This is a genomic window from Nitrosomonas marina (assembly GCF_900110145.1).
GTDB lineage: Bacteria > Pseudomonadota > Gammaproteobacteria > Burkholderiales > Nitrosomonadaceae > Nitrosomonas > Nitrosomonas marina.
The window spans coordinates 265,883-276,781 of record NZ_FOCP01000002.1; the positions used below are offsets into that span (position 1 = coordinate 265,883).

A 10,899-nucleotide genomic window follows, 5' to 3' on the forward strand; every position below is an offset into this window, starting at 1 on the left:
CTATGATTTGATGACACCGGACAGCAAGGGTACAAAATTGACCTCTTCCAGGACATTTTCAATATACCCCTGCATATTTCGTTCTATCACACACAGGTTCTGTTTCTGAACACCTTTAGGAAAAACTATTCGCCCACCTACGGCTAACTGCTCCAATAAGGCATCCGGAATATGAGTTGTGACCGCAGTCATGATAATACCATCAAACGGAGACATTTCAGGCAATCCGCGCAAACCATCTGCGTGCTTCAATTGAATATTCCGAATCTGTAATTTATGCAAACGTATGCGAGTACGCGTCAATAACGGACCAATTCGTTCTATGGAATATACCTGACGGGCCAGCTGCGCCAGTATTGCAGTCTGATACCCACATCCAGTACCTATTTCAAGCACCTTATCCAGCGAACCGTTTGCACGTAACAATTCACTCATTCGTGCAACAATCCAAGGACTGGAAATTGTTTGTCCGAAATTAATCGGCAAAGCAACATCTTCATAAGCCCGGCTTGCCAGTGCTTCTTCAATAAAAAGGTGGCGCGGGACGGAGCCCATGACTGACAATACAATCTCGTCACCTATCCCCTGGTTTCGCAGACGCTCAATCATACGCATTCGCGTCCGTTGTGACGTCATGCCTATGCCTGAAAGGTGAATACTCACAGGTTACTTTCCATTCAGATGAAAATCATTTTTAATTAATTTACGATAGCCTGACTGCAGAAAAGCGTGAATAAAAAAGTATTTCATTGCTGCTCAAAGAATTCAACCACCTGTAAATAAATGAAAATATATGTTCTTATTAATTTCCCAGCCATTGCGAAACAAATTCCATTTGATCAAAACGCGTCAGGTCAATCTGTAATGGCGTTATAGAAACATTATTAAACTGCACTGCATGAAAATCTGTACCTTTCCCGGCATCCTGGGCTGGTCCAGCTGGACCGACCCAATAGACAGTATTTCCTCGCGGACTTATGGCTCTAACGACTGGTTCAGCCTTATGCCGCCTTCCTAATCGTGTTACTCGCATGCCTTGAAGCTGTTCATACTCTATATCTGGAACGTTGATATTCAGCAATATCGGAATCTTTAGTTTGTCTTTCTTGAAGCGGTTTACAAGATCAACCACAACGCGTGCAGCAGTCGTATAATGTCCATTAGATACGTCTGTCAGCGATACTGCTAGGGAGGGCACACCCAGCAGGAATCCTTCTGTTGCTGCTGCGACTGTTCCTGAATAGACTGTATCATCTCCCATATTGGCACCATGATTAATTCCCGAGATAACCATATCCGGTAATACATCCAGCATGCCTGTAACCGCCAAATGTACGCAATCTGTAGGCGTACCATTGACAAAATAAAAGCCGTTATGCGCCTGTTGCAGGCTTAACGGGCGATCCAGTGTTAGAGAATTGCTTGATCCGCTTCTGTCACGCTCAGGCGCAACTACGGTGATTTCTGCGACGCTTTCCAGAGCATTTGCCAGACACGCCAGCCCAGGTGCAAAATAACCATCATCGTTGCTAAGTAGGATACGCATTGTGAACTCAAAAGCGTTTGCAAAAAATTAATCTGTGAAGAATCTTGCGCATAAAATAAGCTGAATAAATGTAATCCCGTAAAGCCGGGACACGGTTATTTTCAAAACCCAGGCAGACCAAAAACACACCAAAAGCATAAAAAACAGTTCTACGCCAATGTAATCTGGTCGGGGCGAGAGGATTTGAACCTCCGACCACTTGCACCCCATGCAAGTACGCTACCAGGCTGCGCTACGCCCCGAAAACCTGTCATTATAGCAAACTAAACTAAACTTAAATTACGGCTTTGATTACATTTATGTCGAGGAAATCAAAATGGAACGTATGCTTTTAATTTCATTTCGGATATATTTCAGATCGACCGGGGCTTGCGATGAGACATTCGCTGCTGTTTCCTGAGGAGACTGCGAATTAGACGTGTTTCGTTCAAGCCGGTTGCGCGCACCATTTATAGTGAATCCCTGATCATACAATAATTCCCTGATTCTCCGAATCAGCAAAACCTCCTGGTGCTGATAATATCGTCGATTGCCTCGACGTTTGACAGGTTTTAATTGTGTGAATTCCTGTTCCCAGTAACGTAAAACATGCGGTTTGACACCACACAATTCACCTACTTCTCCAATCGTAAAATAACGTTTTGCAGGAATCGGTGGAAATTGATTATTTGTTTTTTTGCTTTCCATGATAATTCTGCTCAACCATGTTTTTTAGTTTCTGGCTGGCATGAAAAGTAACAACACGACGTGCCGTGATGGGTATTTCTTCTCCGGTTTTAGGGTTTCTGCCAGGACGCTGTGGTTTCGTACGCAATTGAAAATTTCCGAAACCTGACAGTTTTACGCCTTCTCCCTTTTCGAGTGCGGCGCGTACTTCCTCATAAAACGATTCGACCATATCTTTGGCCTCACGTTTATTGAGTCCAACATTTTCAAATAACAAATCAGCTAGCTCAGCTTTTGTAAGAGCCATATTATTCTTCTCCACATAATTTTAAATTAGAATTCTTGTTGCTAAGAACAGCTTATATTCTGACTTATCATTCAGACACGTTTCTAATCAATCAAGGCCTCATAAACCGTCTCTTTTTACTTTTTGCACAGCATGATAGCCAAATACCATAGTATAACAACTTCAATCAAATGAATTAAAGCGCATTTTTACTTACAATAAAATCTGGCCGTCTTCAACTGACATAGCATCCAAACCAGTATCCGTGGGGTCCATTCTTTGGAATGAATGCACCAAATAAGAAAATTCTTTCAATGACGTTACAATCACTACATAAAGACAGGCTGCATATTTTAATCAACCTTTATGTGCACTTAGTCCCTCAGTGTTGCACCAAATTTTGTTTTCAGAATCTCTAGTAAAATGGATAATGCAGCATCGGCTTCATCATCAGTTAACGTTTTTTGGGTATCCTGCAACAGTACTTTAAATGCCAGACTTTTTTTATGTTGACCAACCGAATTGCCACGATATACGTCAAAAAGCACAATTTCTGTGACGATTTCTGGCATTTTTTCATACAAGCCTGACAGGATAGTCTGCACAGGCATCTGATTATCGACAATAACCGCCACATCACGTCTGACTGCTGGATACTTGGGTATCTCGTGAATTTGCGCAAGCGGTATCGGCAACAGGCTATCCAGTATCAGTTCAAAGAGGATAACCGGGCGTGATAAATTATGTTGTTTCTGCAGACGAGGATGCAGTTCACCCAACCATCCAACACTTTTAGCACCCATCATGATTTGCGTAGATTTGCCTGGATGAAAGGCCGGATGCTGAACTGCGTGAAAAGAAATTGCTTGAGACTGATAAAGCATTTCAATATCCGATTTTACGTCATAAAAATCAACTGAACGCGCTGATATACCCCACTGTTCTGGAAACACATTGCCATATGCGAGACCAGCCAGTTTTTCGATCTGCAGATATTGTTCAGTAGCGCTTTTCTCAAAACAGCAGCCCAATTCAAATAAACGTATCCTTTCTTGCTTTCGATTCAGATTAAACTGCAAATTAGCGATCAGTCCGCTCATGAGGCTACTGCGCATCACATTGAGATGATTTGCAATTGGATTTTTTAGTGCAATAGGGTTCTGATTTTGCATCCATTCGGTTTCCCATGCCTTATCGACAAACGCATAGTTCACTACTTCCTGATAATCACGCAAAACAAGCATTTGTTTGATTTGAGCCGGCACGCGCATAGATTCCTGAGATGACAACATTCTAAGCTCGGCTTTTGGCAGCTGTGCAGGTATCTCATCGTAGCCATGAATCCTCGCCACCTCTTCGATAAAGTCTTCTTCGATAGAAAGATCAAATCGATAGCTTGGTGGTGTAACAGTAAACTCATTATCTTGCTCGGTATAATCGAACTGCAGACGAGACAGATACTCAGCGACTTGTGTCTTCTCCAAGACAATACCCAAAACACGTTGTACCCTGCTGGTTCGAACTAAAACCGGCAAACGTTGCGGCAATTTACCTCTTTGTTCTGTTATAGGCCCTGCTTTGCCGCCACAAATCGATTTGATTAGATCAGTAGCATACTCGAGTATGTTGCGTGTTGCGGCAAAATCCACGCCCCGTTCAAATCGATATGATGAGTCGGAACTAAAGCCAAGTCTGAATGATTTGCCCGAAATCGTATCCGGATCAAAATAAGCGCACTCCAGGAAAATATCACTGGTCTCATTTTTAACACCACTATCCAGTCCACCCATAATACCAGCTAGTGCGAGCGGTTTCCGGTCATCGGCAATCAACAGCATATCGGTTGTCAACGCTACTTGACTTTCATTCAGCAGCTGTATCGATTCATCCTTTTTAGCATAGCGAACGTGTATGGCACCATCAAGCTTCGCCAAATCGAATGCATGCATTGGCTGACCCGTTTCAAGCAATACATAGTTAGTAATATCCACAATCGTGTTAATTGGTCTGAGACCGCTGCGCTCCAACCGCTGTTTCATCCATAATGGCGTCTCAACACCGGAATTAATGTCGCGCATGATTCGTCCACAATATAGCGGACAGGCGTCTGGTGCATCTATATGTATATCATGACTGTCCTCTATTTCTGTTTGAACTGGTGGTATCTTAAAAGACAACAGTTGAGTATTAGTTATAGCTGAAATTTCGCGTGCCACACCATACACCCCCAGGCAATCCGCTCTGTTTGGTGTAAGACTTAATGTAAGAACCTGGTCATTCAACTCATAATACGTTCGAAAATCTTGCCCAACAGGTGCAGTATCTGGCAATTTCAGTAAACCATCTGCGGTTTCGTTAAGGCCAAGCTCACGAGCCGAACATAACATCCCTAAAGATTCTACGCCACGCAGTTTCGCACTTTTAATCACCAGACCCGGTAATTCAGCACCAACCAGTGCGCAAGGTACTTTAATACCAGCGCATACGTCAGGTGCGCCGCAGACAATCTGAAGCGGCTCTTTTGCATGCTCACCCACATTAACCCGGCAAATGTTTAGGCGGTTTGCATCCGGATGATTTTCGACTGAAAGTACTTCTGCTACAACGACCTTGTCAAACAATGCTGCAACCGGTTCAACTGCTTCAACTTCCAGACCGGCCATAGTCAGCGTATGCGCCAATTCATCACTCGTGCAACTCGGATTGACAAAGGTGCGAAGCCAATTTTCGGAAAACTTCATTAGAGTTTAGTTAATTAGAATCAAATAGAAATAAATGAATTAATTGAATTGTTTCAGAAAGCGTAAATCATTTTCAAAAAACAACCTTAGATCGCCAACGCCATACCTTAACATAGCAAGTCTTTCCACACCCATACCAAACGCAAATCCAACATATCGTTCATGATCTATATCAACATGCTTCAACACATTTGGGTGAACCATGCCACAGCCCAGAACCTCCAGCCAGCCTGTATAGCTACAAATACGACAACCATTGCCATTGCATTTCACACAACTGATATCCATTTCTGCAGAAGGCTCAGTAAATGGAAAAAAAGAAGGTCGGAATCGTACCGACAAATCATTCCGCTCGAAAAAACAGGCCATGAAATTTGCCAGGACGCCTTTTAGGGCTGCAAAACTGGCGTGTTCATCAATCCATAAACCTTCGACCTGGTGAAACATTGGGGTATGAGTTACATCTGAATCGCAACGGTAAACACGGCCTGGCGCAATCAATTTTACTGGTGGCTCATTTTCAAGCATAAAATGAATTTGAACAGGCGAGGTATGTGTTCGTAACAGATCACCATTCTCGATGTAGAATGTGTCGTGCATGGCACGCGCAGGATGATTATCCGGAATATTGAGTGCTGTAAAGTTATAGAAATCCTTCTCAATTTCCGGACCGGAAGCTACTTCATAACCGATTGAATGGAAAATAGCCTCAATTCGGTTAAGAGTCTGAGTTACTGGATGCAGACCACCCTTGCCGTATCCACGGCCAGGCATTGTAACATCCAGGGCTTCCTCCTTTAACCTTTCTTCCAGCTTTTTTTCCTGAAGTAGCAGTCGACGATTTTTTAATAAAACCTCTAATTGGTTCTTGGCCTGATTGATTTGCAAACCCGCTGCTGGACGTTGATCTGCGGGTAATTTACCCAGTCCTTTTAACAAATCAGTCAATTCTCCATTTTTACCAAGATAACGCGCTTTGACCTGTTCCAATTCAGCGGTATCGTCTATTGAATTGAATAATTCGGTTGCTTCATCTACGATTTCATCCAAGTTTCTCATGTGTACTCAAATCCGAATCGGACATACAGTCTTTACATTTCACAACAAAAAGGGAGGCTGGGCCGAACCCAACCTCCCTGTAAAAATAGCGTCACTGAATTAAGACGCCAGAACAGCTTTAGCTTGCTCAGCAATTTTCTCAAATGCGGGCTTGTCAAAAACTGCGAGATCGGCCAGTACCTTTCTATCGATATCAATACTAGCTTTTTTCAAGCCATTCATAAATACGCTATAAGATAATCCACATTCTCGTGCAGCAGCATTAATACGTGCTATCCATAATGATCTGAATTGTCGTTTACGTTGACGTCTGTCTCGATAAGCGTATTGTCCTGCTTTCATTACCGCTTGTTTCGCAACACGGTAAACATTTTTGCGACGACCACGATAACCCTTTGCCAAATTCAGGATTTTTTTATGTCTTGCGTGCGCGGTTACACCACGTTTTACTCTAGGCATGGTTTTCTCCTTCAGGCATAGGGCAGCATAGAACGAACCGACGCCGTATCACTAGGATGAATTGCGGCAATTCCTCTTAATTGGCGTTTATTTTTGGTTGTTTTTTTTGTCAGAATATGACGTTTAAACGCTTGAGCTCGCTTGATACTACCACTTGCACGAACCTTAAAGCGTTTTGCAGCACCACTTTTGGTTTTCATTTTGGGCATTTACTATCCTCCATTTTTATAATATGACAATGGGTGTTCCCTTGTGGAAAGCTTGTCAACCCATAGTCACTTGTGAAATAAGTTAACCACGTAACCGTGTTTTACGAATGCATTATTAAATTCACAATTACTACTTAACAAACATGAATTAAACCAATCATGCAGAAGTTATGTGGTTGTAGTCGGGTTATTATCAGCCTGGCTTGCCTTGCCAGTTTTGGCATCTTTTTTCTTCGGAGACAATACCATTACCAGTTGGCGTCCTTCCATTTTTGGAAATTGTTCTACTACAGCATGCATTTCAAGATCATCTCTTACACGTTCAAGTAGTCTGATACCAAATTCCTGATGAGCCATTTCTCGACCTCGAAAACGGAGCGTGACCTTGACTTTGTCCCCTTCATTAAGGAAATTGGTCAGATTACGTAATTTAATACGGTAATCGCCTTCATCCGTATTAGGCCTGAATTTTATCTCTTTTATCTGGATCTGTTTCTGCTTGAGTTTTGCCTCGTGCTTACGTTTACTTTCCTGATAACGAAACTTGCCATAATCCATTAACCGACACACCGGCGGCTTCGCGGTTGGTGCTATTTCTACCAGATCCACTCCCGCTTCTTCTGCAAGTGCGTTGGCATCAGCTAGTTTTACTATTCCAACTTGTTCTCCATCGACACCAATCAGGCGAATTTCAGGCACATCGATTTCATCATTTATGCGTGCTGTCTTTTCTTGTACTATGGCAATTCTCCAATAAGTTAAAAAAGAATGAATTATATCTTTAAAGCAATCTCTTCATTAAAGCGATTTACCAGTTCAATCACAGTCATTTGACCCAGGTCATGTCCACTTCGGTTTCGCACTGAAACCTGGTTTGAACTGACTTCAGCATCACCCACAATGATCTGATACGGGAGTTTCTGCAAGCTATGTTCCCGGATTTTATAGGTTATCTTCTCATTTCTCAAGTCCTGATCAACTCTAAATCCATGACTGTTAAGCTCTTTGGTTATTTTTTGCGCATAATCCATCTGATTTTTAGAAATGTTCAGTACAACAGCCTGCACAGGCGCAAGCCATAATGGAAATACTCCCGCATAATTTTCAATTAAAATACCAATAAAACGTTCGAGCGACCCAAGAATCGCTCTGTGAAGCATAACAGGAATTTGCCTGGAATTATCTTCGGCCACATACTCCGCACCCAGTCTTTCCGGCATGGAAAAGTCGAGTTGTAACGTACCACATTGCCATACACGCCCTATACAGTCTCTAAGAGAAAATTCTATTTTGGGCCCATAAAACGCACCTTCACCAGGCTGTACTTCCCAGTCAAGAGCAGCCTCCTTCAGAGCGGCTTCTAATGCTGCCTCAGATTTGTCCCATTGCATATCCGAGCCCACACGTTTCACAGGTCGTGTAGAAAGCTTCACTAACAGATCTTTGAAACCAAAATCTGCGTAAACACATTTAAGTAAGTGAATAAATTTGACGACTTCTTCTTGGATTTGGTTTTCTGTACAAAAAATATGTGCGTCATCCTGAGTAAATGCACGTACGCGCATCATACCATGCAGAGCCCCTGATGCTTCGTTGCGATGACACGACCCGAACTCTGCTAAGCGTATAGGTAAATCACGATAACTTTTCAAACCTTGCTTGAAAACCTGAACGTGACCCGGACAATTCATTGGCTTGATCGCAAAGCTGCGCTCATCAGTATCGGTAACAAACATATTCTCACGAAAATTATCCCAATGACCGGATTGCACCCACAGTTCCTTATCAATGACCTGAGGTGTTCGTATTTCCTTATACTCATTATCATTCTGGATTTGTCGCATATATTGCTCTATCTGCTGCCAGAGCGCCCAACCTTTGGGATGCCAGAATACCATACCGGGCGCTTCTTCTTGAATGTGAAACAAATTCAACTGTTTGCCAATCTTTCGATGATCTCTTTTTTCGGCTTCCTCAAGCCTGTGCAAATATTTTTTTTGATCATCTTTTGTCAACCAGGCTGTTCCATAAATTCTCTGCAGCATTTCATTATTGGAATCACCTCGCCAATAAGCGCCAGCCACTTTCATTAGCTTGAAAACTTTTAGTTTGGCAGTTGTCGGCACATGTGGTCCCCGACACAAATCAGTAAAATCTCCTTGTGAATACAACGATAAATCTTCATCGCCAGGAATTGATTCAATTATCTGAGCCTTATAATGCTCTCCTTGTTGTTTAAAAAAATTTATGGCCTCTGAACGATCCCATATCTTGCGCTTTATTGTAAGATCCCGCTTGGTAATTTCATGCATGCGTTTTTCTATAGCGGCAAGATCTTCCGGTGTAAATGGACGTTTATATGAAAAATCATAATAAAAACCATCCTCAATAACCGGCCCAATGGTCACTTGCGCTTCAGGAAAAAGTTCTTTGACAGCGTGTGCCAGTAAATGTGCGCTGGAATGACGGATAATATCCAGCCCATCTGCATCTTTTTCCGTCACTATTGTCAGTTCGCTATCCTGATCTATTTGACTGTTCAAATCAACGAGCTTCCCATTAACCTTGCCTGCTACAGCAGCGCGCGCAAGACCAGGTCCTATCGAAGAAGCAACATCCAACACGGTTACAGGGTAATCAAAAACCTTTTCTGTGCCATCCGGCAGTCTTATTACTGTCACAACCTTTCCTCAATCCCAAAACACAGCATTACACAATATTTTCTAAAATTATATTCACAAATAGTATTAACTATATACGATTCATAATAGTTGATTTATACCATAGATTAAATTTTTGCAATTTGCGTAAAAAAATTGGCGCAAATCCAATTGCTACAGCATCAACCAAACAATACCATGCTGCAACACCACTGGGTGGATTACCTTGCGACCAATCAAATACAGGTTCAATAGAGGCCCACCTCCATGTACCAGCGGCAGTACCTATAATCTCAAGCCATGTGCAAATAAAAAAAGCACCCAAATAAACAAGTGGCGATCTTCCTTTGAGCACACATAAAACAAAAATAACAAATAAAAATGCACCCACTTGATCTCCCTGTTCAGGGATTCCGCTGATACCCCAAAGAGACCATAAACCACCCGTAACAAATACAAATATAGCTATTTTCCGTGCATACATTTGAAAAAACCCTGAGCGCGCCAATGCAACAGCTGTTAAATAAACCATCCCATGCCCAGGAGGTACATAATGCGGTACATTTTCAAATCGGTATGTGTAACCTTCCATGTAGATAGAAGCAAAATGTTCGCCGGCAGTTGCAAATGCAACGGCAATAATAACCTGCATTCTGACTTCTTTATTTTCTCCAACCAGCAACCCCAGCAAAAAAACCCATGCAATAATGCCCAGAAGATTTTGCACTTCCATACTGGCGCTACCATCTATTACCAGACTTACTCCAACACAGAAAAATGTAAAACCAGCAATAAAATAGTCACGACCGCGATGCGGATAAGCAACACCAGGTTGTGGTAAATGCTGCAACATAGTCAACCCCAAATTAAAATAAAAAACCCGCCTATAGCGGGTCACTAAATCAAAAAAACTTCATCTTTCAATCTGTATCGTACTAACTGCCGGTTTCAACAACGTCTGAACCTATATAAATTCAGGTGAGGCCACGCGGCCAGCGCATGTCTAATCACCTGAATTTATTAAATACAACATCGATAATTCTACAAAGATAACCCACTTGCAAATTATTGCAATGTTTTAAGATACGACATTTGATAAAATTCGATCGAATTAATAATCGTCGTCGTCCTCGTCGTCGTCATCTTCGTAGTCGTCATCGTCATCTTCCTCCCAATCGTCCCAGCCGTCTTCCTTCAGCACAAGCTCGCCCTGCTCTTTGCTGGCATCCAGGTCCGTCATCGGCGCTTCTTCATGCACCAGGTTCTGATGACA

Annotated in this window: 11 protein-coding genes and 1 tRNA gene; all 12 read right to left on the reverse strand. The window is 42.4% G+C overall.

Features of this window, described 5'->3' with window-relative positions; all coding sequences use genetic code 11:
• The gene (locus BMX44_RS02555; RefSeq protein WP_090627643.1) at positions 1-663 is read right to left on the reverse strand and encodes a protein-L-isoaspartate(D-aspartate) O-methyltransferase; all 663 of its coding nucleotides are present in this window, start codon (positions 661-663) and stop codon (positions 1-3) included.
• 139 nt (positions 664-802) lie between these two features.
• Positions 803-1,546, reverse strand: a complete 744-nt coding sequence (surE, locus tag BMX44_RS02560) for a 5'/3'-nucleotidase SurE (RefSeq protein WP_090627646.1) — start codon at positions 1,544-1,546, stop codon at positions 803-805.
• Positions 1,547-1,711: 165 nt separating this feature from the next.
• Positions 1,712-1,788: transfer RNA gene (locus BMX44_RS02565), tRNA-Pro, on the reverse strand.
• Positions 1,789-1,843: 55 nt separating this feature from the next.
• Positions 1,844-2,233 (reverse strand): MerR family transcriptional regulator, encoded by a 390-nt coding sequence (locus BMX44_RS02570; protein WP_090627648.1) that lies wholly within the window; start codon positions 2,231-2,233, stop codon positions 1,844-1,846.
• A complete protein-coding gene (locus tag BMX44_RS02575; RefSeq protein WP_090627649.1) occupies positions 2,211-2,519 on the reverse strand; it encodes an integration host factor subunit alpha in 309 nt (102 codons plus the stop codon). Before BMX44_RS02575 ends, BMX44_RS02570 begins: the two co-directional genes overlap by 23 nt.
• Before the next feature lie 353 nt (positions 2,520-2,872).
• Positions 2,873-5,239: a phenylalanine--tRNA ligase subunit beta gene (gene pheT / locus BMX44_RS02580; protein ID WP_090627651.1), complete on the reverse strand. Its 2,367-nt coding sequence runs from the start codon at positions 5,237-5,239 to the stop codon at positions 2,873-2,875.
• A 39-nt stretch (positions 5,240-5,278) separates the two neighbouring features.
• Positions 5,279-6,298, reverse strand: coding sequence for a phenylalanine--tRNA ligase subunit alpha (gene pheS, locus BMX44_RS02585; protein ID WP_090627653.1), 1,020 nt, complete (start codon positions 6,296-6,298; stop codon positions 5,279-5,281).
• A 99-nt stretch (positions 6,299-6,397) separates the two neighbouring features.
• Positions 6,398-6,757, reverse strand: coding sequence for a 50S ribosomal protein L20 (gene rplT, locus BMX44_RS02590; RefSeq protein WP_090627656.1), 360 nt, complete (start codon positions 6,755-6,757; stop codon positions 6,398-6,400).
• Between the two features lie 11 nt (positions 6,758-6,768).
• Positions 6,769-6,966 (reverse strand): 50S ribosomal protein L35, encoded by a 198-nt coding sequence (gene rpmI / locus BMX44_RS02595; RefSeq protein WP_090627658.1) that lies wholly within the window; start codon positions 6,964-6,966, stop codon positions 6,769-6,771.
• Positions 6,967-7,134: 168 nt separating this feature from the next.
• Positions 7,135-7,713, reverse strand: coding sequence for a translation initiation factor IF-3 (gene infC / locus BMX44_RS02600; RefSeq protein WP_090627660.1), 579 nt, complete (start codon positions 7,711-7,713; stop codon positions 7,135-7,137).
• A gap of 26 nt (positions 7,714-7,739) precedes the next feature.
• Complete coding sequence (gene thrS / locus BMX44_RS02605) at positions 7,740-9,647, reverse strand: threonine--tRNA ligase (RefSeq protein WP_090627661.1); 1,908 nt, start codon at positions 9,645-9,647, stop codon at positions 7,740-7,742.
• A gap of 70 nt (positions 9,648-9,717) precedes the next feature.
• A complete protein-coding gene (locus BMX44_RS02610) occupies positions 9,718-10,479 on the reverse strand; it encodes a hypothetical protein (protein WP_090627665.1) in 762 nt (253 codons plus the stop codon).
• Positions 10,480-10,899: the final 420 nt, after the last annotated feature.